Below are 24225 nucleotides of genomic sequence, written 5' to 3'. Positions count from 1 at the left end.
TTCCTGTTTCTGTTGAGAAAAGTACCGTGTCCATTGCCCACAGGTTTCCCCATAAAGCAACCCGATTCGCACTGCTGACCATCGTGAGTCTGACCACGAACCTCAGCATCGCCTACGGACTGTTCTATGCCGGGGTTCCCGAAGCACTCGCGTTCGCCAGCGCATTGTTGACCGCCTTCGCACTAAATTTCGCCGGCTGCCGCTGGTTTGTGTTTCTCTCTACAGACACGCCCCTCGCCAGGCAACTCCTGCACTTTGCATTAACCAACGGCTCGTTTCGTCTTCTGGAATATCTGAGCCTGCTGGCGCTGAGTGCAGTCGGATTTTCAAATTATTACATCCGCGTGATCACCGTCCTGGCGACCTCGTTTATACTGAAGTTTTTTGTGTATGGCAGATTTGTCTTCGGCCAGAATCGTCCGTCCTGAGAAAAGCAGGTCCGTCACGCTGAATCATGAATGATCAAAGCCCGTCTGACAACTTGAATCGACTCCCCGCAGGAGAGCAGCCCACAGAACATGCCACGCGTGACCGGGAACTGTTCGACCGCATCGCAGGCGAGTATTGTCGTAAGGACCTGCTCCCCGCCTCGCGCGCTGCGCGGCGTCACCGTCTGTTGCAAACCCTGCAGGCCGTCCCCTTCTCACAAAACGCGACGGTACTGGAAGTCGGCTGCGGAGCGGGCTTCGCCGCGCAATACCTGCAAGGCCACATCGGCGACTACTGTGGCGTCGATTACTCAACAAACCTGATTGAATATGCCCGCGCGCACAACGGGGGCCCGGGCATTCAATTCGTGGCACAGAATATTCAGGAGTTCCAGCCGGGCCGGTCGTTCGATCTGATTTTTGCCATCGGCCTGCTGCACCACCTCGACAATCTCGACGCGACACTCGCAGCGCTGGTCCAACTGTTGAAACCAGGAGGCTGGCTCGTCGCCAATGAACCGCAGCCCGCCAACCCGGTGATCTCCTTCGCCCGCATGATCCGCAAACGCATTGACGCGAACTACTCCTCCGATCAACGGGAACTCTCGTCAGCCGAACTCCAGGCTGCCTGCAGCCGCGCCGGTCTCACTGACATCCGCCTGCGCCCCCAGGGACTGTTTTCAACCCCCTTCGCCGAAGTCCCCCTCTCTCCGCAGTGGCTCACCACGCCCTGTGCGAAACTGGCCTGCTGGACCGACAGTTGTCTGGAGCACCTGCCCGCCTGGCTCTTGAACCGACTGACCTGGAATCTGATCATCGCCGGCCAGAAGCCCGGTTCCACTCTTGATTGAGAAATTCTCCGCTGCACGGTAACCCTGTATCCTTTACAGCCACAGCGAAAATGAAGACACTGAAATCCTCTGAGTTTTCAACGTGACCGTGGTATGAGGAGACTGTGATGGAACAATTGAAAGTCGGCATTATCGGAGCCGGAGGCATCGCTGCCAAAATGCATCTGCCGGAACTGCAGACCGTGAGCAACTGCGACGTCCTGATGCTCGCCGGCCGCAAACAGTCCCGCCTCGAAGTCCTCTGTCGCAAGTTTAACGTTCTCGAATGGACCCACAATTACCAGGACATCATCGACGACGAACGCATCAACGCCGTCGCCATCGCCCTCCCCCATCCGCTGCACGTCGAATGGGGCATCAAAGCCATCCAGGCTGGCAAGCATGTCTTTATGCAGAAGCCACTCAGCACATCGATGGACGAAGCCGATGCGTTTGTGGAAGAGACCGCCAACCACAACCAGACGGTGCTCGCCCTCCCCTACATGTCCAACCCGCAGGTGCTGGCTACCCGCAACTATATTCAGGATGACAAACTCGGCACGATCTCTTCGGCCCAGGCCCGCGCCAGCCATGGGGGACCCGAAGTCTATTACGCCGGCATTCAACAGATCCTCGAAGAAAAGCCGTCCGACGACCTCTGGTTCTTCGACGCCGACAAGGCCGACGTCGGCGCTCTGTTCGATATGGGCGTCTACGCCATCGCGAACCTGGTCGGCACCGTGGGCGCAGTGAAATCAATCACCGCGAAACTGACGACCGTCGCCAAGCCGACCCGCCTGGAAGACACGGCGTCGATGATCCTCGAATTTGAAAACGGAGCCCTCGGCACCGCGCAGACCGGCTGGTGCGATGCCGCCCGGACCTACGAATTTTCTGTGCACGGCACCCGGGGCAAAATCGTCAGTTGTCGTCAGCCCAAACTGCTCAGTTATTTTTACCCCAGTTCGGACGTCAATGAAGACCTCCCGCTCGTCGAAGAGTCAATCGACCTCTCGACCTATCCCGTGCAGAATTCGCACCAGCACTGGGCCGCCTGCATCCGCCAGGGAATCCAGCCCCCGCTGTCGAACGCCGCCACGGCCCGGCATGTGACCGAAATCCTGCTCGCCGCCCTCAAATCCTCGCGGGAAAACCGGACGGTGGACATCCAGTCCCGCCTCACGATTTACTGAGATCCAATACGATTCCGGCGGGATTTTGCCGATTTTGGCAGACTCAGCCGCCGGTACGGTGTCGTTTAAACGCCCGTTTGACTATAAATGGCTGTTGGCAGATTACATGCCTCTGCCTGCCCCTGATCTCATATTTCAATTCTCTTTTGATACTTGCTGGGAGTGTTTCCGATGACGGAGCGGTCTGAACTCGTTGAACAGCTTCGCTGGAAAAAAGTTCCTGTTCTCAATGACGGGTTTGTCTGCCTGGTCGACGTGATGGGCGACGACAGCTCAATTGTCCAGGCGGCCCGCGTCAGCTACGGAGAAGGGACCAAACGCGTCTCCGACGACCGCACGCTGATCCGCTATCTGATGCGTCATCGTCACAGCACACCCTTCGAAATGGCCGAATTGAAGTTCCTCGTGCGTGTCCCGATGGACTGCTGGCGCCAGTGGATCCGGCACCGGACCGCCAACGTCAACGAATACAGCACCCGTTACTCGGTCGCCATCGACTCCGCCCAGACCACGCTTCCCGGCGAATGGCGGACCCAGGCCACCTCGAACCGGCAGGGCAGCGACGCCCCTCTCCCCGAGGATGTCGGCGCTCAGCTGACTGCGGAAGAAACCGAATTCCAGGAAAAGGCCCGCGCCGTCTACGAAGCCCGCCTTGAAGCCGGTGTCGCCCGTGAACAGGCTCGCAAAGACCTTCCCCTGGCAACTTATACCGAAGCCTACTGGAAAATCGATTTACATAACCTGATTCACTTCCTGAGCTTACGCATGGACTCGCACGCTCAGTGGGAGATCCAGGAGTACTCACGGGCCATTGGCGAACAGATCGTCAAACCCCTGTTCCCCGTCGTCTGGGAAGCTTTTGAAGACTATCGCCAGGGAGCCATGTTCCTGACACGCCTTGATAAAGGGGTCATCGAACGCCTCATGGCCAAGGCGGCCACCGATTCGCTGGCACCGCCATTCTCTTCCGAACTCTTCCTCGAAGTGCAGGATGAGACCTGGAAATCGCTCAAACGCAGCCGGGAACGGGACGAATGTCAGTCCAAACTGGAACGGATGGGGATCCTCAAAGCCGAATAGACGTGCTCGTCTGAACACTTTTTGCAGGAAATTCATCGAGTATTTTCCGCGGTTGGCTTTGCAGAACCTGATGGGTTTGTTATCTTTATCGGTCCCGCTCTGTAGCGCGAGGTCCCTTTGTGCGACCCGTTACAGTCGAATTCGTCTGAATTCTCATCTCAGATGAGACCGATTGATACTTAAGTAGATCCCGATTTGAGTGGATCTGTGAACCAGACAATGACAGAAATCAGGAAAAAGAAAAGGTGATTTGAGTGGTTAAGCTTCGGTTACGAGAAAACGAATCTATTCAGGAGGCAGTCAAACGGTTCCGCAAGATTGTTGAACACGCTGGTATCAAAAAAGAAATGCGTCGCCGCGAATACTACGAAAAGCCCAGCGATGAAAACCGAAGAAACAGACGACGTGCAGAACGGCGTGCCCGTCTCTCCCGTCTGCAGAACAATCAGTAATCACTGAGATCTGACAATACACAAAAAACGCATCCCCTTTCGGATGCGTTTTTTTGTGCGCCCTCAATTCTCCGACTTCGTTTCGGCCGCCGCGGCTTCTTCTGCAGCCTGCTTGTCTCTCGACGCCTTTGCCTCGGCTGACTCTGCCGCCTTCTGCTTCACGTACTCCTTCTGGCCCTTCACGAAAGCATCCATTCTCTCCTTCGAAATCCGGGGCATCCCACTAACCGAACTTCCTTCGGCAGCGGTATCGAATACAATCACCTGGCCATCATTGTCCACCAGCATCCGCAGATGGTATGTCTTGAAGACGCCTCCCCAGCGATAGTGGTACAGCTTGAGAATCGCCCCTGATTCATCCAGTTCCTCGGAAGGGCTTCCCTGAATCATGCTGGCCTGGAAGTCTTCGAAAGGAACTTCCCCTGATCTTCCCGCGGCTTCCCTGGCAGCGTCGAGATTGTCGAACGTCTTCGCCTGCGAGGTCTTCGCCCGCCATTCCAGGAGTACCACGCCCAGCAGAATCAGAATGAAGACCCAGGAAATAATCCGCCGCTGGGTGCTGACTTTCTTCTTTGCGGGAGCGGGTTTGGAATCGGGTGTTTCGGGAGCATCAGGGGTAGAACTCATGGTCTCATCCTTTATTGAACGGGGGATCACGCGGTTCAAGTCTAACCCGCCCCTTTCAGAAGCTCAAACAGAAACCACGGCTTCACATAAGTTTTACCAAACTCACATCCGCGGCTTACAGGATCCCCCGCGGCTCCTCATCCGCGAAGGGATGCAGGGCCTGAATTCCCTTGGGTTTGGGCAGGGCATTCACCAGAGCTTCAGCCATTTTGAAGTCGGCGGCCGTCGTGATCTTCTGGTTCAGGGGAGAACCTTCCACAATCGTCACCGCCTGCCCGATATGTTCTACCAGTTGTGCTTCATCGGTAGGCTGGAAATCACCCCGCTTCGCATAGGCGTCGAGCAGGATCTGCCGTTGAAATACCTGCGGCGTCTGCGCTGCCCAGAGATCGGTGCGGTCGACCGTTTCCTGAATCTGCCGATCCTTGCCTACCCGCTTGAGTGTGCTCGAAACCCGCACAGCGGGAATGACAGCGTGGTGCTTCTCTGCCGCCGCAAAGAGTTCTCCCACCCACTTATCGGTAATCAGTGGTCGGGCGGCATCGTGGATGGCCACGTAATCGATGTCGGCTTTCACACGAGCCAGTGCGTTCTGTACTGAGTCCGCCCGCTCCTCTCCTCCGGGAACGATTTCAATATCCATGAACGCCAGGTTCGGACGGAACTTCTGCTTGAACCATTCAATATCATCCGGGGAGACCGAGATAATCAGCTGCTTCACATCTTCGCGATTGGAAAAGATCTCCGCCGAACGCACCCAGACGGCGCGGCCTTTCAGATCCATAAAGGGTTTCTTCTGCGGACCCGATCCCAGGATCTCCGCCCCCTTCGACTGAAACCGGCTGCTCTTTCCTGCTGCTGCCAGGATGACTGCAAACGTTGCCACTGCACTATCCTCTCTGATGTTACTGACATGAAACCGTCTTGCTGTTTCTGAAGTTTAACAAGCCGTAAATCATCATCCAATAGCGCGCCCCTGCCAATTTCACCCTCTCCCATTGAAATCGTTACGATCCCTGCCATCAGCAGCCCGCAACCGTTGTCAAAAAACAACACGCGCGCTGCATGATGCCTTTTCACCACAGACCACGGTGCCTTACCCAGGCATTCCAGACAGTTTTACTTTTCTCAAGCTGTTTGACTTCAGTCACTTAAACAGAGTGCGTCTGAATTCCTTAACAGTCTGGCATTGCATTTGTTTAAAAACAGAAGCACTTCGGTCAGACACGCTCACCGTGTTAACACCAGATCGAGGTTCAACATCCTGAGTTACCACCTGGTCATCTGGAAATAGAGAAAGTCATTATGGAACTGCCTACACTGATTCTCGTCACACGCGATACTGTCCTTCAGCAACAGATCCTGGCACATTTCAAGAAAACATTTCATTTGATCATCTGCAGTACTCTGGAAGACTGCCTGGCCAACTGCCGGGAACAGGAGATCGACTCCATTCTCGTCGATCTGCGGTTCCTGATTTCAGGTGGACACCAGGAAGATCATCTGCTCGAGCAGATTGAACGCCACGCTCCCGAAACCGAGCTGATCATGCTGACCGAGGAGGAATGTCCGGAAATCCTCGAACGTCGAGTCGCCTGCGGCACCCTGAAACACATCAGAGGCTTTGCCAGCGAAGCGGAACTGCTGCTCGACATCGACTCACTGTTGAACCCGGAAGAAAAAGTACTGGTCAGCGAAACCATGTCCATGAACGCGGGCGGGAACCCCGTCGCATCAACCGGCGGTGGTGCTGGTCGAGGCAGTTCCTCTGGTTCCCGACGCAACAGTCAACAGGAGGAGATCCCACTGGAATCGGACACATCCATTCTGCACGGGATTACCCGTCGCTTTGAAACCAGTTCGCATGAGATGAAGATCATGCTCAACGAACTGGAAATCGCCGCTCAGCACGATGTCACCGTACTGCTCATCGGGGAAACCGGAGCCGGCAAAACTTACCTCTCGCGGCTGATTCACGAAGTCTCTCCCCGCCGGGATGAGCCATTCCTGAACGTCGCCTGTGGTGCTCTGCCCAACGACCTGATTGAAAGTGAACTCTTCGGTCACACCCGAGGTTCGTTTACCAGTGCTCACGCCGATAAGGAAGGGAAGTTTCTCGCTGCCGGCCGGGGTACAATTCTGCTGGACGAAATCGATGTGCTCGGTCCCGAACAGCAGGTCAAACTGTTACGGGTCATCGAAACCGGCGAGTTCGAACCGATCGGTTCCAATAAGACACACGTCAACCAGGCACGACTCGTCGTGGCCAGCAACATGGACCTGCAACCGCTGGTTGAACAGGGCAAATTCCGACCGGACCTTTACTATCGTCTTAACATGCTGAAGTTTGACGTCCTTCCGCTGCGTCGTCGCAAGTCAGACATTATTATGCTGGCAACAGGCTTCGTCAAACAGATGGCGACGAAACACAATATTGTGATCGACGGCATCGACGATGAATTCCTCGACGCACTCCACGCCTACCCCTGGCCCGGCAACGTGCGTGAACTGGAAAACGTGATTCGCCGTGCCGTGATTTACTGTCGCGACGGTATCTTACGTAGAGAAAATCTGCCGACACACATTCTCATGGGACAGGCCGGACCAACCAACGATCCGTCGGTCATCCTGGGTCACCAGAGACAGAGCGACTCCGAACGACTGGGCGATCAGGTCGCGGTTACCGAGAAAGAACTGATCGAGCAGGCTCTGTTCAAGAACAACTACAGCCGCACCAACACGGCCAAAACGCTGGGCATCAGCCGCGTCACGCTGTACAACAAAATGAAGAAGTACGGCATGAGCACAAAAAAATGATGACACTCAATTGAGTGTCATCATGGTTGGCTCGTCTGGATTGGAGATCGATTATTTCTTCGGACCGACCAGTTCGACCAGGTTGCCATCGGGATCGCGAACCAGTGCCAGGTAAACCCCTTTAGGGAAACCTTCCGGCAGTGAGATCGGTCCTTTGGCAATCGGCTTGACGCCATAAGCTTTCGCCCGTGCGAGAGCGGCATTCATGTCTTTGACGTAGAGCGTCAGGTAGCTCACCCCCAGTGATGAGTGGATGAAGGAGTTGTCGACCTTCTTACCCGGTGCCTCTTTGAACTGCATCAGTTTGACGTTGGTTGCCGTTTTGTCATTCGCCAGTACTAGGGGATACACTTTGAACGCCTGGTAATCAGACAGACCCGAGTCGCCTCCCATTTCGGGAGTCACTGCGAACATCTCGCGTTCCTGCATGCCCAGGGCATTTTTATAGAACTCGAGAGATTTCTCCAGGTCGCTGACCACAATCCCAAAGTCGACGGTGGATTTAGCATATTCGACATCCGGCACAGTCTTGCTACTGGCGGCCCACGCGGCGATCCCACTGACGATGAACACGATCAACGTCGTACAGATCAGCTCGCGATTCACAAAACTGGAATTCTTCATCAAGCAACTCCTGAATTAAAAAAAGATCAGACCCACTCTTCCCCTCGCAGGTCTTTATTACATCAGGCTACTTGCATCTGAGGCAGACCTCAAGCCGAGCTCATCCCTTTCTGCAAAACTAACTCAATTCCCCACTTAGTTCAAAAACTGATCTTGTGATTTCAGGCAGACTCGTTCTACACCCCACAACGACACCCGCCGATCTATGATTTTTTCGTTGAACCACTTCCGGGAAATGCTATAACAGCTGAACACCGCCTGCCTGAAAATATGACTATCGTGATTTCGCAAAGGATCCAAGATGAAATCTATACTGCCCGTGCTCACCGGCTGCCTGATCTGTCTCACTCTCGTTCTCACTCCCGATTCTGAGTCCCGCGCGGATGAGAAAAAGCAGACCAACCGCACCCGCTTCTATATCGCCTCCCCCGAGGGCAAAGATCCCCAGGTGTTTTTCGTCGCAAAGGATTATTACAACACCGGCTCACCCGTATTTTCTCCCGATGGTCAAAAGCTCGCCTTCGATGGCTGGAAATCGCAGGAGGGGGAAAGTTTCTCGAATGTCCACATCATGGTCGTCAACGCAGACGGCTCTGACTTTAAGGTCCTCGGTCCCGGCGCAATGCCCAGCTGGTCACCCGGCGGGAACCGCATTGCTTTCTCCAAACCCCCTTATAGTGTCGCGGTGATGAACGCGGATGGCACTAATGAGAAAATCATCGCTGAGCGAGGCTGGGGCGGACAGTGGTCACCCGATGGAACACGCATCGCCTACTACTACGGCAACAACATCCGCATTTATAACCTGATTGAAGACACGACGACCGAACTCTTTCCCCAAGACGACAATCCTTACGCCAGTTTCACCTGGAACATGACCTGGTCACCCGACAGCAACTGGATCTGCATATTGGGCCGACGGGCTGAGGACCGGAGTTACGATGTCCTCACCGTCAACACCGCCGGCAGTAAGGCAGGCTATAAAGTTCATTTCAACAGTAAACGCTCTCCTTACCAGGACATGGCCTGGTCGCCGCGGGGAGACCAGATCGTCTTTGGCTCCCCGACCTCACCCCGACAACTGCTGCAATTCAATCCCGCGGAGGACAAACCACCCACGCCGCTGGACATCACCGTGGACGGAAACATCAACGGCGACGTCACCTTTTCGCCCGACGGTCAGCGGCTGCTGTTCAACGCCCGCGATAAATAGCGAGAGCCTGCTTATCTGCCAGACCCTGTAATCACAGAGAGAGAATCAGATGCACTCCTTTCCCAAACTGCTGACACTCATCTGTACGATCGGCCTCATCTGCCAGGCTGGTCACTCCAGTTACGCGGACGAAAAAACGAACGTCAAACGCGTGCGCTTTTATCAGGTCTCACCAGAGGGAGGCGCAGCGAAACTGTTCCTTGTGCCCGGTGAATACCATACCGCCGGCTCTCCGGTCTTCTCGCCCGATGGAACGAAGTTCGCCTTTGACGGTCGCAAATCACAGCAGGGAGAGTCGTTCTCGGACGGAAAGGTAATGATCTGTAACGCGGATGGCAGCCAGTTGAACGTAATCGGCTCAGGTGTCATGCCCAGTTGGTCACCCGCCGGAAACCGCATAGCCTGCTCCAGCATTTCACCACGAGGCGCCGCCCTGATGCACGCAGACGGCACCAGTCGGGAACTGATCGTCCCGGATAGCTGGGGCGCACAGTGGTCCCCGGATGGCAGAAAAATCGCCTACACTTTTTATGGCCCCGGGGGCGTCACCATCCAGGTCTATGATCTGATCGAAGGCACAAAAATCAGCCTCTTCTCCCTGGGCGATGCGCCCTACAACAGCATCTACTGGAACATGGCCTGGTCGCCTGACAGCAACTGGCTCTGCTTCAAAGGTCGCAGGTCAGACAACGGCACCTACGACATCGCCACGATCAACGCTGCCGGCAAAGACGCCGGTTATAAGGTGCACTTCAACAGTGACAAAGCCCCCTATGCCGACATGGCCTGGGATCCGCAGGGAGACCGCATCGTCTTCGGATCGGGAACCCGGCCGGGAAAACTCATGCAGTTCAATCCCGCGGAAGATAAAGCCCCCACCCCCATCGACATCCAGGTCAAAGGCGACATCATCGGCGACGTCTGCTTCAGCCCCGACGGACAGAGCCTCGTCTTCAACGTCAGCGGGACGGAGGAGTAAGACTGAGTTATTTTTTATCTCCAACCTGGGGCAGGGACGGTATGACCAGCAGAAAACAACGCTTACTCTGTTTCTGGTAAGTTAATCCCGCCTGATCCGCACCACTCTGCAGATCAGCCAGACGATCAGCGCCAGCAGCGTACACTGCCAGACCTGTTGCCAGACGAGATTGATCCATTCAGGACTGATTGCCGCCATCCCGCTCCTCCGTTAACTCATCCAGCAATGATTTTAACGCGTCCAGATCTTTACGGCTGACGTGGCGATCTTCGATCAGATGCTGCATCAGCGGGAACGCCTCGCCGGCAAACAGACGATCGACCAGGTCGTCAACTGTTTCGCGAATTACGGTACGGGGTTTGATTCGCGGCGAATAGACGCGGGTTCGCCCCTCCAGCCGGGCCTTGATGTAGCCCTTCTGTTCCAGTCTGCGCAGATAGGTCTGCACCGTGGTGAAATCGATGCCCCGCGACTCGGGAAATGTTTCAAACACTTCGCGGACCGTCGCCTGTTTCAGATCCCACAAGGCGCGGGCCACTTCCATTTCGCCTTTCGATAAGGCGGGCCGTTCCGTCATGCCTCTCTCCTCAAGTACAAATGTAATTGCCGCAGTTTAATTACATTTGTACGTGAGTCAAGCCCCTTCTTTGATAGTGGGCTGTGAAGAGAACCTGCGGGCGAGCAAAGTCAATTCCAATGCAGGCTTTATCAAAATTCGGGGCGACTTTGAATTTCTTGGGAATGCATGTTTGGATTTAGTCTGCCGATCGCTTAGAATCGATCCATTCAGAGTTTTAGACCACCCGGGTCCTGTCGGGCGCACCGACAGTCTCTGATACTAAGTATTTATATGACAGACAGTTCCAATCACTGGATTCATAACAATGAGTGTCCGTTCCGCCAGACCGAAAGTAAACGACCTGATCTTTCGCTTAATTGGGCGCTCGATTCACCCGGAGCTCTACACCACCTGCGCCTCGGTTGACATTCTGCAGAAAGACTATGCGGCCACGTTGCGCGTCTGCGAAACCGGCCACATTGCCAGCATTCAGCACAAGGGCCACGCGGTCTGTGAGATTCTGACTTCATTTCAGAATCCGCTGCCCAGCCAGAAACGACTGCTGGAAAAACCGGTGCGGGGCTGCCGTTCTGAATCCGTACGGCTGGAGTCCGGCCTGTATTACCAGGTGAGCTATCAGCTTGAGGAACTGGATTACGTCATTTTTAAAAACGTACACGAAGAATATCTGATGGATGCCCAAGGGGCCGACCTGGCGTATCATTTCATCTCCGAAAGCCGCCTGACCCCCGGTGCGTTAAGCATCATCGATTACGAAGCCAATCAGAACAGCCTGTTGATTCACGCCTTTCATACTTTCCCCGATGAACTGGCCGTGGTGAAGACGCAGTCGCTGTTCGAGTTCTGAAACATCAACATAAGGGATCAGACTGATCTACGTCATGGATGACGGGGGAACCGAAATCATGATACGCGATCTACTGTTTTCTCGACCCGTGTGGCAACGACTCAGCGCCGTTCTCTGCCTGATCGTTCTCTGCAGCGCCACTTCCACCGAAGCCGCGCATCGCAGCAGCTACTCGTATCAGCGCAATCCCCACGCTTCGTCTGTCTATTCACAATACCGTCGTACGCACTACAACAGGTATGGTTACAACGGCTATCGCTACAACGCCGTTTCGTATCGCCCCTATCCTCCCGTGGCCCGCTCCACGTTCTACGGATACGGCGGACGTCGCTACACCTACCGCTATCGGCCTTACTCATCGTTCGCCTATGGGTATCGTTACTACCGCCCCGCGTATTACGGGTATAACTACTACCCGCGTACAAGCTACTCTTATTACGGGAATAACTTTAACTCGGGCTACTATTATCGCCCGTTCTGCGGCGCGTGGGGTTCGTACTCATCCTGTTACTGCTCCCCCTTCTCCGGGATCGCCAGCTCATATTACCCGGCGTACAGCAGCTACGGCGTCTGGGGTGGACTTGGCAGCTATGGACCGCTCTGGGGAAGTTACACGCCCTACTGGGGCTCCTACTACGGAACCCCCTGGTCCTATTATCCCGGCTACTTCGGCGGGTATTACGGTCCTTACTGCGGAATCTGGCCTTATCGCCCCACGCTCTATCAGAGCATTGTCTTCCAGTCCGGCTTTAATGTCGGCTATGGACGGGGCAGCTACTACAGTTTCTGGTAGAACCGGCTGGTCGCGGTCTTACTCGACTGTAATCTCCAGCATCATGACCCCGACGATAATATCGTAGGTCGCGTGCGCACCCACGGTGATGCCAAACCCCCGCAGGAAAAACAGGCCGGCGAAGAACAACCCCGCCAGCGTGCGAAAAGTGAAGCTGAATACCGAAAACTGATCCCCGGTGGCACCAATGTAATGCGCCAGTGAGAAGATCAGGCTCGTGGAAATAATCGCCAGCACCGCCGACCAGCGCGCCTGCAGCATCATCCCCCGGAACAGCAGATAACAGATCGGCAGCAGCAACAGCCGGAACATCACCTCTTCATAAACGCCCGCTCCCACAAAACTGACCACGCGCGAAGCTGATTCCTGTTTGATAAACATCATGACCGGCGAGGGTAACTGCTGAAAGACCAGATCCTGCACCTGACCCAGCACGATCAGACAGAAGGCAAACAACAGACTCTCCGCGAACATCCCCACCAGCGTCTCCGCTGAAACTTTCCACGGATGTTTGCAGCACAAATGCCAGACCAGCAGCGTTCCCACAATCAGGCAGGGCAGCAGAAAGGTCTGTGTCAGTCCCAGTTGTGAAAGCCAGCTCCGCATCCAGTAATCCGCGCCATTGCGGATCAGTTCCGGCTGACTGCCTCCCATCGAGAGGACACCCAGTTCATAGATCAGCAGCAACGGCGTCAGAAATACCAGGCAGACCAGGGGCTGCCGGGCTTCGAACCAGTAGCTGTCACTTTCCAGAGTCATGGTCTCTGCAGGTGCGTTCTTTTTACGTGTCATATCTCAGTCTGGTGATCAGTAACAGAATCTTTTAACCGGGATTCCGGATCCAGCGAAAAATGGGGTGACGCCAGTTCGGTATGCGCCGCATCGGGTCGATAACTTTGAAAACGTTTCAGTGAAAAGGGATCGTTGTGTCGATCTGCCTCGTGCAGTTCCTCAGGCAGCTGCTTATCCAGCGCCAGGAACAGTTGCTCCGAGACCTTCGCATCCCATTCCCCTTGCAGGGTTTCGCGATACAGTTGCAGAGCCGCACCGAAGGCCAGCTCTTCCCCATCGCAGGTACGGATGCCGTCGGCCGTCAGTTCCCGACGATCGTTTTTCAGTTCAAGGTAGCGGCAGATCACTCCCATCCGCCGCGAATGTTCGCCCAGGTGATATGTATGCAGCCGACGTGGATAGCCGGTCCCGTCCAGTCGTTCGTGATGCTGAGCCACGACCTCAGACAGGTACGAGTCTCCCGGAAAGCCCCGCAGCCCCCCCAACAGTGCAGCTCCCAGAATCGGATGCTCGCCCCGTTCATCATTTCTCTGATTCTCCTGGCCGTCTGCTTTCTTCGCCAGCTGGGGATTCAGCATCAGCCAACCCAGGTCATGTAGCATACCGGCCATCATTAACAGATCGCAGCTGTCGCGCCACGCCGGAATCTGGCGGCTCACATAATAACTGCACCGCGCGACTTCCAGCCCACGCAGATAGATCAGAATATCCGGATGGGCAATCTGCTCGCGGGCCACCGCTTCCATATCCCGCAGTGACAGAAACAGCAACTGCCCCGGATCATCCAGGTGCGCATCGTCGTGTTTAATCTTCCGAATCAGATTCAACAGGTAGTTCGGGTTACAGTAGGACTGCGTCCAGATATCTTCGGCCGCCAGTACCAGCTGTTTGAGATAATGGACTGTCGTCTGTGAAAGTAACAGCTGTTGTCGCAAATAGACCAGCTCGGTCTGAACGAAGTCCAGAATCCGTGTGAGGTGCGGGAGCTGTGATGCAGAGAGTGTCCGAACCGCGGTCGCATCCAGATAAAGTCTGCACCGCTGCAGAATTACATTCACCCGCGCCTGCAGTTGTTTCAGTTCCTGCTGCAGTGCGGGGATTTTCAGTTCCCGGTTCTGTTGATCCAGTTCGCGAAACTGATCCTGCAGAGAAGACAGGACCGCCGCATTCCGCGACAGCGGTTCTGCATCATTCACGCGGGCACAAAACGCCTCCCACTCATTCCGTTCCCGACGGATGGTCGGCGTGAGCCAGCGAAGAGATCTGGTGGAATGGTTCACAGGGTGCCCTCGTATTACATATTCATCACGGGTCTACTTTTCGGATACGAAGGAGGCGGTTCCCCCTTCTCTCTGTTTTATCGGCTTCCCGCGTCACAGGCATTGATAAGTTTGCCTGAGTTCAGATTGGGTAAGCTGACCGCTGCCACGCTGTATCGTGTTTTGTGTGAGCAACTTACGAAGTTCGTTTTTTGCACCCACGGGCACAGGGGATAGAGTTGCCCTTCTGCGCAGGCAATCTTTGACACGCCGCTGTCTGCCGATCCACACATCCGGATAGAGGGATTGTAAGAAATACTCAATTTCCGGTGATCAGGACGCCGATTTGAGACTAAGCAGCATTTTTTCCTCTGTCTACTTGTCGTTGTTTTGTTGGCGAGCATAGAATTGCAGGAATGGTGCCTGTCAGCTAAGGCAAAATATAGAACTTTTATCGATCACAGCGTGTCCTGATCAGCAGGGATTGAAATCAGGCACCCGCTCCACTATCGACACTCATATACAGGCAGGAAAATTCAAATGGCTACGGATTTTCGGCAAAAAGAACGGCTCCCTGAACTGACTGACCGAATCGTGGAAACCTACCACGAGATTGGCACCATTCATCATCTGGGGCATTGTCCGCTTCCCAGCCAGGACGCCGTGATTGAAGCCGCCCAGGAACTGAAAGACGTCATCTTTCCCGGATACAGTCGTCGTCAGAACCTGCACATGAGCAACGTGACATACCATGTGGGGAACATTATTGACTCCCTGCACGATATTCTCACCGTACAAATCGGCCGCGCCCTGCGGCACCAGCATGTCCAGCAACACGGAGCCGACTGCGAGAAACTGCAGCAGATTGACTTCGAAGCAGAAGGGCAGAAGAGAACGATTCAGTTTCTGGAAACCATTCCGGAAATCCGCCGCGCCCTGGCGACCGACGTCCAGGCGGCTCTCGACGGAGACCCCGCAGCGACCTGCTTCGATGAAATCATCTTCTGCTACCCCGGACTGGAAGCTATCACCGTTTACCGGCTCGCCCATCAGTTATACCGACTCAATGTACCCATCATTCCGCGTATGCTCTCGGAATGGGCTCACTCGCAGACCGGGATCGATATTCACCCGGGTGCCACCATCGGCCACTCGTTCTTTATCGACCACGGTACCGGTGTCGTAATTGGAGAGACCTGTGAAATCGCCGAACATGTGAAGGTCTACCAGGGGGTCACGCTCGGGGCACTCAGCTTCCCCAAAGACTCCGAAGGCCGCATCATTCGCGAACAGAAGCGTCACCCCACCATCGAGCGGGGCGTTGTGATATACGCGAACGCCACCATCCTGGGAGGCGATACTGTGATCGGCCACGACTCCGTGATTGGCGCCAGTGTCTCGCTGATGAAGAGCGTGCTGCCCAATACGATCGTCACCATCGAAAAGCCGTCACTGCGGTTCCGCGAAGCTTCCTGATCTTCGCTGCTGATAAGACTGAAATCGAGATCGACCCAGACCGTGTTCCCACACGGTCTTTTTTATGGCTTTAGCAGGGGGTCATATGCCGCGCATAAAAAATCCTGTGTGGGCCAGATAACTGACCGCACACAGGATTGATCGCAATAATATTGTTTGCTTAAGCGATGGCCCGGTGGGAACCGCCATCTTCTTTCCGATCATCCCGGAGCGAACCGACGTGATCCAGGGTTGTATCCAACTGAGATGCCAGCTTCTCCTGTGTTTCCAGCAGGGAAGCAGCAGCAACTTCATACTGACGCTCGCGGCTGGTCAGTTGATCCGCACGCAGCTGGAGTTCTGCCGAGAAACGTGTCAGCTCTTCCATCATCGTTTCCAGGTCAGCCATCAGTTCCGACTGTTCCTCAACAGACAGCTGGTCATGCTCCGATTCGTCTTTCAGTTGATGTACCTGTGACAGCAGGGCAGCGGCTCCCTGCTCTCTCCGGGACTCATACTGCTCGATCATCTGTACGTCCTGTTCGATCAGGTCGACCAGTTCAGATGCGGACAGGTCCTTGAGAATTGTTTCATTCGTCATTGAGTGATCTCTTTTATCTGGGGTGATGGGAGCGCTCGTCTCAGCAGGCGAGCCAGATAATCCTGCGCGGGAAATGCTCATGGCTGGCTGGGAATGCTGACCCTGTCGAAACACAAATTCAATGGGACCGATGGTGATCACATCACCGTCAGCCAGTACTGACGTCTGATGCGGAATCCCGTTGAGTAACAGTCTGGGTTGAGGAGCAAGTGCCTCGATGGTGAATTCGCCCTCTGCAATTTGGAGTACCGAATGCAGAATCGGCATCGACTGACCGGAAAGCTGCAGACCGCAACAGGTGCCCGCGCCGATTGTCAGACGGTCTCCCTGGAGAGGTCGCACGGGAAACCGGGTTTTCCCTTTGACAATTTCCAGAGAATGCTGGGGGGAAGATTCTAAGACCACAGACTTTTCAACCTCATGTTGAGACAGGAACTTGATAATTCCTCAGAACCCTGTTTTTCAGGGCTACACAACACTGAATCGACCGTCAGTCGAGGACAGCATAAGGAAACCTTGGAGTTACTCTTTGATCAATTTCCATTGATGGTTTACTCAGCTTTCCGAACCAGATTCTGCGAACTATAGGTAAAATAGAACGACACTGAACGGACAAGCCCGCATCAAACCGGGCAAACAGAGCAAACTTTTCCTGTCAGTTGCTTTGTAGATCCTTGTCAATAAAGGAAACACCTCAGTCCGATTGTGAAATGCAGTCAGACATGCGAAATAACGGCATATCTGATTAGAAGCTCCAGTTCGTTCACCCGCAGCGGGAGGGAATTGTCACCACAGCGCCCTTTTTCGAGCGGGTTGCTCAGTCGATCTTGCCGCCTGGCAGATCGCGCTTGGTAGGCGGTGGCAGATCCGGTTCCGGCGGTTTCGGAGAAGAGGGAGGCGGCTTGTAACCTTCACAGGTCAGCTTCAGGTTGCCTCCCAGCGGAACGCGGAAATCAGAGTTGGGATCCAGAGCCGTCCAGCCGGCCATCAAGTCTCGCTGATCCGCATAACTTCGCGCCACGAGATAGGTATCATAGCTGTCTGCCCAGACGCGGAAGTCCAGATAGAACAGTTGCGGGTTGATCTTGCGGATCTCCTGACGAAACAGCGCGTTCGACTTCGACAGCCGTTCGGTCGTATCGCCCCGCCCCTCGCGCAGCTCCAGTAAGAGATAGGGAACGCCCCCGACGGCTTTAAGCTTAATCCGCCAATCCCGGTTCCCCACATTCTTGTTTTCGAATAACTCTTCCAGCTTCGCACAGTCCACGGCCTGCTCGGGAGCAGTTACCAGTCGGCTTTGTGCAATCGCCTGGTAGGCCAACTGTTGCAGCGCAGGAATTTCCACTCGTATCACACGGCCATGACGGCAGATGTACTCGATAGGCTTCGCGCCCTTGGGTGCGTCACGCGGATTGGGCAGGTTCACGATTTTCGCGTTCGGTGTCGGCCCCGGATCGGGAGTTTTCGCCAGTTTCGCTTTGATGTCTGCCAGTTCTTTTTCCCTGGTGACAATCTCTTTCTCGAGTGTCTGTACCTGTTTATCGCGTTCGTCGATCTGCTTTTTGAGCTTATCGATATCGACCCGGATTTCTTTGAGCTTCTCCAGCTCTTTCTTCAGCTTCTCTGCCAGAGCTTGCTGTTCTTCAACGTTGACGTTATCTTTTTTCTGTGTCAGCTCTTTGATGGTTTCCAGCTGTTCTTTTTCCAGCGCCAGTTTCTCACGCAGCTCTTTGACGTTCTGCTGAGATTCTTCCATCGCTTCTTCAGTGACCGCACCTTTAATACGTTCGACGGCCTGCCCTACACCGAGCTGAGTCACGGTGAGCAGAATGACCAGAATTCCGACCACATTCGTCATCGTATCCAGCAGCGAGTCGAGGCTGGCGCCCCCTGAAGATCCTTTTTTCTTTTTCATGACACAATCTGAATTGCTACTATACTGAATATTCGTTTCAATCCCGCAGGCCCTCTCTGAAAAATCGGCCTGAATTTCAGACCGGAACGGCCCTGCGGTTTGCATTCGTTCCCCTCTCATCATAAAAGCGGAGCAGGGCTGATCGCAAGCAGCGACTGGCAGTACTTCCCCTGAAACTGATAAGAATCCCGACTCAGCAGGACACCGCTTGTGGACGTTTTTCCATTACAGATCCCCGGTTTGATGGTTGTCGGCACCGATACCGGCGTCGGCAAAAGCTACATTTCCGCAGCCATAGCCCGGCAATTGACCTCAGAAGGGGTTCGCACCGGGGCCTACAAACCGGCGTGCAGCGGCAGCGTCATCGACGAATCGACGGGCCAGCCTTACTGGGAAGACGTCGAACTCCTGCGGCAGGCCATCGGCGGTACCGATCTGCCCCCTGAACGGATCTGCCCGCAAACCTTTCACGCCCCGCTGGCCCCACCGGTGGCCGCAGAAAAAGAGGGCCGTCCCATCGACGAAGCTCTGCTCCTGGAAGGAGTTCGCTGGTGGGAGTCTCAAGCCGAGTTCCTGATCGTCGAAGGAGTGGGAGGCGTGCTCTGCCCCCTCTCCTCTCAGCAGCTGATTGTGGATTTCGCAGAGAAACTGAAATATCCCCTGCTGATCGTAGCCCGCGCCGGTCTGGGTACCATCAACCATAGCCTGCTGACGATTGAGGCCCTGCAACAGCGCGGCCTGAAAATTGCCGGCCTGATCCTGAATGACGTCGACCCCGAACTCAGCGACGAATCCCGGCTCTCCAACGCCGAACAGATCCAGTTGTGGACAAGCGTGCCTGTTTTGTCTTTTGTCCCCTTTGACTGGCAATCAAACTTGCTTCGGTACCAGAGTCAGGACAGAATAGACTGGAGACAAGTGTCGCAGGATCTCCTCTGAGTGCTCATACCCATCACCAGATCACATTCGTCTGCCCGCCAGAACTTCTGGTGATGACCTCACTACCGCCAGTCCTGCTCATGCCTGAGATATCATCAACGCGTCTATCATCAACCGGAGAAATGGATGAGTATTGAAGTCACCTGCCCCGCCTGTGGGGGTTCCATCCAAATCGAAGAAGTAGCCGAAGTCGTTGCCTGCCCACTCTGCCAGGTGCACCTCCAGGTCGACCCCGAAACCAGTGAACCCGTGCTCGTCTCCCTGGACGCCGACGAAGAAGCGGATCCACCAGCTGCGGAAGCCAGCGAGACAGAGACCGCAGAAGTGGAAGCAGAAACCCAGGACGAACCCGTCGCCGAGGCAGACGCAGAAACGACTTCTGAGGAAACCGCCAGCGAAGAGGCCGCCACTGACGAAGAGACAGCCTCTCCCTTCTCCTTCCTGCCGGGTGCCAATCAGGCTCGCAAAACCGAAAAACGCGAAACACCCAAATTCGACTTCCTCCCGGCGGCGCCAAGGAATCAGCAGACAACGACACCGCAGAGGTAGCCGAGCCCGAGTCATCCACAGACGAAGCTATTGAAGCAGAGGCGGAAGTCACTTCAGCAGAAACTACGACCGACGCCGAATCAGAGACCGCTGCAGAGTCAACAGACAGCGACGCAGAAGAGCAGCCGGCCGAAACCGAAACCGCTTCCCCATTCTCCTTCCTGCCAGGCGTAAGTAACGACGAACAGACCACAGAGGAAGCGACCGCGGAAACGGAATCCGAAACCGCGGAAACTGAGACCGCAACAGAGGACACCACCGCGGACACAGCTGAAACAGCAACTGCCGCGGAAGAGACCAGCGAAGAAGCCGTCAGTGAAACCCCTGCCCCTGCGGTAACGGCGACCACGGAATCAACGACCTCAGCACCGGAACCGGCGGCTGCCCCAGCACCACAGAGTTACCGTAAACCTAAAACGGTCTCCAAGCGACTGTTCACACTCACGCTGACCTACGCGATCGCCGCAACGATCATGGTCGCGATGCTGCTCTATGCGAAGTACCAGGGTGATCCGCATCAGCTGGAAAGTCTCCCCGACCTCAAACCCCCGATCAAGAACGATGAAATCGCGCTGCAGCTGGTCCCGGAAAATGCAGAACTGCCTCCCGGGCATACGCTCCAGCTGGGTGGGCCGGGCCGACGCTTCGGAAATGTGATGGTCACCCCGCTCCGCGTCACCCGCGGCCCTCTGGAGTTCGAGCATTACACCGGCGATGCCAGCCGAACCCGCGAACCGACGTCCAGCGATGTTCTCAAGCTCTATCTCAAATTCGAAAACATGTCGGACGATCAGACCTTCGAACCCCTGGATCAGAAACTGCTCCTCTCCCGCGTGCCCGGTAAGAACCCTGATTCCCCCATGCGGGCCAACAATTTCGTCAGCCGCCTCGATCAACTGCATCCGGACGGCGAACGGGTGCTCGTCTACGACATGCCTCCCTCCTGGGAATGGAACATCAAAGGCCAGAACATCAATCAGGAGTCAGCACCCCAGAAGCTGGAACCGGGCCAGAGCTTTGAAACCTTTGTCGCCACCAATGAAACAGGCATTGATTCCCTCACCGGCGAACTCGTCTGGCGACTGCAGATCCGCAAAGGCTACAACCCCAAGTCGCACCGCGGTGTGACCACGCTGATCGATGTCGTCTTCAACAGCGACCAGATTCAGAAAGAAGTTCCCGCCGAGAGCAAGGCCCCGCTACCCACCAGCTGAGCAGGATTAAAGCGTTGCTCTCTACTGACCGCGCATAAAAAAACGCCTCGGCAGTATTCCAGGAATACCACCGAGACGTAACGCGGAACCGCATACGATGCGGTGAGGAATTTTCAATGAGGACAACTCTTTCCGCTGCTGGTGCCGGCACAAGCCTCATTTCTCAGAGACTTGTACCAGGCACCCCTTTCAGGAGAGTACCATCCTGAAACTACTTCTGGACCACGACGAAGCGGGCACCGCTGTGGTTCCGAACCAGCAGCAGAACGCGGTCTTTTTCTTTGGCTTCTTTCAAGCCGAGATTAAACTGATCCATAGTAGTCACTTCAGTTGTCCCAATCTTTTCAATGATCATACCTTTCATCAGGCCGGCTTCTTCAGCAGCACTACCAGGCTCGACCGAGGTGATCACCACCCCGTTAACGTCGTCTGAGTAGCCCAGCTGATTGGCCAACTCTTTGGTCAGAGGCTGAACTTCAATTTTGAGATCGTTGACGCTGGTCTTCTGCTTCCCTTTGCTGGAGTCTTCCAGGGGAGACTCGTTCTTAGCGACTGAGAAGCTCTTAGGCATTTCCTGCATCGTGACCTGCTTGTGGACACGTTTGCCATCCCGTAACAGTTCCATCGTGTAGGATTTGCCGACAGACAGCTGTTCGACGATTCCCTGCAGATTCCGAGGACCGGAAACATCTTTACCTGCGAAGTTCAGGATGATGTCACCTGTCTTGAGTTCTGCTTTATCAGCCGGAGAATCTTCCATCACCTGGGTGATGATCGCTCCCTGACCGACTTTGATATCGAAGGACTTGGACAGATCGTTGCTGATCGGCTGGATGCCTACGCCCAGGAAGGAACGCTTCACCATACCATGATCAATTAACTGTCCTGAGACCCAGCGAGCCATGTTGACCGGAATCGCAAACCCGACACCATCGTAGCCACCACTGCGGCTGGAGATGGCAGTGTTGATGCCGATCACTTCGCCACGCAGGTTCAACAGTGGACCACCACTGTTACCAGGGTTGATGGCTGCGTCAGTCTGCAGGTAGTCTTCACGATCGTTAATTCCTGGACCACGGCTCTTCGCACTGATGATCCCGTTCGTCACACTCATACCGATACCGAAGGGGTTACCGATCGCCAGTACCCAGTCACCGATTTCCATCTTGGAGCTGTCGCCCAGCGGAATGGCTACAAGATCTGGTGCATCGATCTTAATCACGGCAACGTCAGACCGCGGGTCGGTCTTGATGTCGGAAGCAGTGAATTCGCGACCATCGTTCAGGGTGACTTTGACCACATCGGCCCCATTCACCACGTGAGAGTTGGTCATGATCAGACCTGACTTGTTAATAATAAACCCGGAACCGGTTCCCATCTTGCGGGGAGCACGACGCGGCTGGTTCTGGTACTGCTTGAACATGTCTTTGAACCGCGGATCATTTTCAAAAAGATCTTTGAACGGGGAGTCATCGCCAAAAGGCATCATCTGCTGATTTGATACCTGGGATGTTTTGCTGACCGTTTCGATCGATACGATCGAAGGCATTGCCCGTTTGCTGACATCGCGGAATATACTTGATAACTCTGTCGCACTCGCAGCCACCGGGACGTCAGAAGATACATCTTTCTGAGCCACACCCACTGCGGCACCCACCAGACAAGCGCTACCTATGATAGCGAACATCCAGTTTCGATTTGCTGTTAACGCTTTCATTAAAATTACCCTCCTAAAATTAAATGGCTGACAGATATGCCTCGGGCCATCTCTTTCTGGATTCTATGAGAAATAGCTGACTCAAATCCGTAGTACAAAAAAATACAATTGGCGGAAAAAATGGCGGTGATCACGCCTGCCCGGGCGGGCCATTGTGATCGTGTTGTGTGCACAACAGCGAGCTTTCACTCGTTTCATCAAGCGGCTGGACTGTCTTTACTACGAGCCGAAGCGGGAATTCTGTTGGGACTGCTTCAAAAAAAATTTCTGATCTGGCCGCTTTCAGGGTCCCGGAATCGGTACACAGACACAGGAAAACACCTGAAAACCTGAATATTTTTCGACCATTTCGACGATTCCCCAGTTTTTCTGTTTTCTTCAAATCTTTGCTAATGTTAATATTTATCTGTACTTAGGGAAGATCATTTCAGACTCCCGCGGGCCATTTCAGATTCTGAATTATTTCATTCATTGATATTCCTCAAAGCCACAAATCACAGGAGGCGCGCATGCTGTACGATCTCAGTCCCGCAGAGATCGACGTACTCCTTGAGGAGTGTCAACACAATCTGGGTTACTCATTCACCAACTATGAACTGCTGAAATGCTGCCTGACCCACACCTCCGCCGCCAAAACCCGCATGGACTCCAACGAGCGGCTCGAGTTCCTCGGCGACGCCATTCTGGGTGCGCTGGTCTGTGAGAAGCTGTTCCACCAGTTCCCCAATTCTCCCGAGGGAGAGCTGACCCGCATTAAGTCGGCGGTCGTCAGCCGCAATACCTGTACCCGGCTGGCACGCGAGAAAGGCCTCGATCGTTTCATCTTCGTCGGTAAAGGACTGGCGATGACCGAGACGCTCCCCGAATCGCTCCTGGCCGGTATGTTCGAAGCGATCATTGCCGGTATCTACCTCGACGGCGGCATGGAACCGGTGCACGAGTTCCTGGATCCGCTGATCGAGCGCGAAAACATGAAAGCCTCACGCTCGGTGCACGGCTTCAATTACAAGAGTCTGTTACAGCAGTATTCGCAGAAGAAGTTTTCTCAGACCCCGGTCTACGAACTGGTTGATGAGAAAGGCCCCGATCATTCGAAGTTTTTCAAGGTGACCGCCATCATCGGCGAGATTCAGTATGAGCCGGCCTGGGGCTCCACCAAAAAAGAAGCTGAACAACGGGCCGCGCTGAATGCACTCAGACAGAATGAAGATGAAAACGGGTCGGACTGGGAACTACCCTCGATGCCCGATGACATCTGATGCGATCAACCGGTTTTCTCGGTCTGTAAATAGAAAGGGCCGAGAGGACACGGGAATCCTCT

25 protein-coding genes are annotated in these 24225 nt (G+C 54.7%); 15 read left to right on the top strand and 10 right to left on the bottom strand.

Annotated elements, in window-relative coordinates; all coding sequences use genetic code 11:
• The first annotated feature begins 26 nt into the window (after nt 1-26).
• The 5 genes from F1728_RS16920 (at nt 27) to rpsU (ending at nt 3983) form a co-directional block, all read left to right on the top strand.
• On the top strand, nt 27-428 hold the full coding sequence (locus tag F1728_RS16920) for a GtrA family protein (RefSeq protein ID WP_194242406.1): 402 nt from the start codon (nt 27-29) through the stop codon (nt 426-428).
• A gap of 26 nt (nt 429-454) precedes the next feature.
• Entirely contained in the window at nt 455-1279 is an 825-nt protein-coding gene (locus F1728_RS16915; RefSeq protein ID WP_155365083.1) for a class I SAM-dependent methyltransferase, read from the top strand.
• 107 nt (nt 1280-1386) lie between these two features.
• Entirely contained in the window at nt 1387-2451 is a 1065-nt protein-coding gene (locus F1728_RS16910; RefSeq protein ID WP_155365082.1) for a Gfo/Idh/MocA family protein, read from the top strand.
• A gap of 171 nt (nt 2452-2622) precedes the next feature.
• Nucleotides 2623-3531, top strand: coding sequence for an FAD-dependent thymidylate synthase (gene thyX / locus F1728_RS16905; RefSeq protein ID WP_155365081.1), 909 nt, complete (start codon nt 2623-2625; stop codon nt 3529-3531).
• A 254-nt stretch (nt 3532-3785) separates the two neighbouring features.
• On the top strand, nt 3786-3983 hold the full coding sequence (rpsU, locus tag F1728_RS16900; RefSeq protein WP_144980715.1) for a 30S ribosomal protein S21: 198 nt from the start codon (nt 3786-3788) through the stop codon (nt 3981-3983).
• A 63-nt stretch (nt 3984-4046) separates the two neighbouring features.
• Here the strand turns inward: rpsU and F1728_RS16895 are convergent, their stop codons facing one another.
• Together F1728_RS16895 and ispD are read right to left on the bottom strand one after the other, a co-directional pair.
• Complete coding sequence (locus F1728_RS16895; RefSeq protein WP_155365080.1) at nt 4047-4610, bottom strand: hypothetical protein; 564 nt, start codon at nt 4608-4610, stop codon at nt 4047-4049.
• Nucleotides 4611-4725: 115 nt separating this feature from the next.
• Nucleotides 4726-5496, bottom strand: a complete 771-nt coding sequence (ispD, locus tag F1728_RS16890) for a 2-C-methyl-D-erythritol 4-phosphate cytidylyltransferase (RefSeq protein WP_155365079.1) — start codon at nt 5494-5496, stop codon at nt 4726-4728.
• A gap of 419 nt (nt 5497-5915) precedes the next feature.
• Here ispD and F1728_RS16885 point away from each other — a divergent pair, with 419 nt between their 5' ends.
• Complete coding sequence (locus F1728_RS16885) at nt 5916-7427, top strand: sigma-54 interaction domain-containing protein (protein ID WP_228030210.1); 1512 nt, start codon at nt 5916-5918, stop codon at nt 7425-7427.
• A 51-nt stretch (nt 7428-7478) separates the two neighbouring features.
• Here the strand turns inward: F1728_RS16885 and F1728_RS16880 are convergent, their stop codons facing one another.
• Nucleotides 7479-8051: a VOC family protein gene (locus F1728_RS16880; RefSeq protein WP_155365078.1), complete on the bottom strand. Its 573-nt coding sequence runs from the start codon at nt 8049-8051 to the stop codon at nt 7479-7481.
• Between the two features lie 301 nt (nt 8052-8352).
• On the opposite strand from F1728_RS16880, the gene F1728_RS16875 reads away from it, so the two are divergent.
• Nucleotides 8353-9264, top strand: a complete 912-nt coding sequence (locus F1728_RS16875) for a TolB family protein (protein ID WP_155365077.1) — start codon at nt 8353-8355, stop codon at nt 9262-9264.
• A 49-nt stretch (nt 9265-9313) separates the two neighbouring features.
• Entirely contained in the window at nt 9314-10243 is a 930-nt protein-coding gene (locus tag F1728_RS16870) for a TolB family protein (RefSeq protein ID WP_155365076.1), read from the top strand.
• A 7-nt stretch (nt 10244-10250) separates the two neighbouring features.
• Here F1728_RS16870 and F1728_RS16865 read toward each other — a convergent pair whose 3' ends face one another.
• Nucleotides 10251-10421 (bottom strand): hypothetical protein, encoded by a 171-nt coding sequence (locus F1728_RS16865; RefSeq protein ID WP_155365075.1) that lies wholly within the window; start codon nt 10419-10421, stop codon nt 10251-10253.
• A complete protein-coding gene (locus F1728_RS16860; RefSeq protein WP_149338350.1) occupies nt 10422-10820 on the bottom strand; it encodes a BlaI/MecI/CopY family transcriptional regulator in 399 nt (132 codons plus the stop codon).
• 307 nt (nt 10821-11127) lie between these two features.
• On the opposite strand from F1728_RS16860, the gene F1728_RS16855 reads away from it, so the two are divergent.
• The gene (locus tag F1728_RS16855) at nt 11128-11670 is read left to right on the top strand and encodes a DUF2617 family protein (RefSeq protein WP_155365074.1); all 543 of its coding nucleotides are present in this window, start codon (nt 11128-11130) and stop codon (nt 11668-11670) included.
• A gap of 58 nt (nt 11671-11728) precedes the next feature.
• Nucleotides 11729-12463: a hypothetical protein gene (locus tag F1728_RS16850; RefSeq protein WP_155365073.1), complete on the top strand. Its 735-nt coding sequence runs from the start codon at nt 11729-11731 to the stop codon at nt 12461-12463.
• An 18-nt stretch (nt 12464-12481) separates the two neighbouring features.
• Here the strand turns inward: F1728_RS16850 and F1728_RS16845 are convergent, their stop codons facing one another.
• Nucleotides 12482-13255, bottom strand: a complete 774-nt coding sequence (locus F1728_RS16845; RefSeq protein ID WP_149338357.1) for a CPBP family intramembrane glutamic endopeptidase — start codon at nt 13253-13255, stop codon at nt 12482-12484.
• Nucleotides 13252-14535, bottom strand: a complete 1284-nt coding sequence (locus F1728_RS16840; RefSeq protein WP_155365072.1) for an HD-GYP domain-containing protein — start codon at nt 14533-14535, stop codon at nt 13252-13254. The genes F1728_RS16845 and F1728_RS16840 overlap by 4 nt, the downstream gene beginning before the upstream one ends.
• 519 nt (nt 14536-15054) lie before the next feature.
• Between F1728_RS16840 and F1728_RS16835 the strand changes: the two genes are divergently transcribed.
• Nucleotides 15055-15990, top strand: a complete 936-nt coding sequence (locus tag F1728_RS16835; protein ID WP_155365071.1) for a serine acetyltransferase — start codon at nt 15055-15057, stop codon at nt 15988-15990.
• 160 nt (nt 15991-16150) lie between these two features.
• Here the strand turns inward: F1728_RS16835 and F1728_RS16830 are convergent, their stop codons facing one another.
• Nucleotides 16151-16975 carry an FHA domain-containing protein gene (locus F1728_RS16830; RefSeq protein ID WP_194242405.1) on the bottom strand — a complete coding sequence of 275 codons (825 nt, stop codon included), beginning with the start codon at nt 16973-16975 and terminating at the stop codon, nt 16151-16153.
• Between the two features lie 412 nt (nt 16976-17387).
• Nucleotides 17388-18485, bottom strand: coding sequence for a hypothetical protein (locus tag F1728_RS16825; RefSeq protein ID WP_155365069.1), 1098 nt, complete (start codon nt 18483-18485; stop codon nt 17388-17390).
• 210 nt (nt 18486-18695) lie between these two features.
• On the opposite strand from F1728_RS16825, the gene bioD reads away from it, so the two are divergent.
• From bioD to F1728_RS16810, 3 genes are all read left to right on the top strand, one after another.
• Nucleotides 18696-19424 carry a dethiobiotin synthase gene (gene bioD, locus F1728_RS16820; protein WP_155365068.1) on the top strand — a complete coding sequence of 243 codons (729 nt, stop codon included), beginning with the start codon at nt 18696-18698 and terminating at the stop codon, nt 19422-19424.
• Between the two features lie 126 nt (nt 19425-19550).
• Nucleotides 19551-19973: a hypothetical protein gene (locus F1728_RS16815; RefSeq protein WP_155365067.1), complete on the top strand. Its 423-nt coding sequence runs from the start codon at nt 19551-19553 to the stop codon at nt 19971-19973.
• Nucleotides 19974-20446: 473 nt separating this feature from the next.
• Nucleotides 20447-21187 carry a hypothetical protein gene (locus F1728_RS16810; RefSeq protein WP_155365066.1) on the top strand — a complete coding sequence of 247 codons (741 nt, stop codon included), beginning with the start codon at nt 20447-20449 and terminating at the stop codon, nt 21185-21187.
• A 211-nt stretch (nt 21188-21398) separates the two neighbouring features.
• Here F1728_RS16810 and F1728_RS16805 read toward each other — a convergent pair whose 3' ends face one another.
• Nucleotides 21399-22904, bottom strand: a complete 1506-nt coding sequence (locus F1728_RS16805; protein WP_155365065.1) for a Do family serine endopeptidase — start codon at nt 22902-22904, stop codon at nt 21399-21401.
• Between the two features lie 509 nt (nt 22905-23413).
• Here F1728_RS16805 and rnc point away from each other — a divergent pair.
• Nucleotides 23414-24163, top strand: a complete 750-nt coding sequence (rnc, locus tag F1728_RS16800; RefSeq protein WP_149338375.1) for a ribonuclease III — start codon at nt 23414-23416, stop codon at nt 24161-24163.
• Nucleotides 24164-24225 lie beyond the last annotated feature (62 nt).

The organism is Gimesia benthica (assembly GCF_009720525.1).
GTDB lineage: Bacteria > Planctomycetota > Planctomycetia > Planctomycetales > Planctomycetaceae > Gimesia > Gimesia benthica.
The sequence above is the reverse complement of the archived record's forward strand: the minus strand, read 5'-3'. Positions and strand labels throughout refer to the sequence as shown.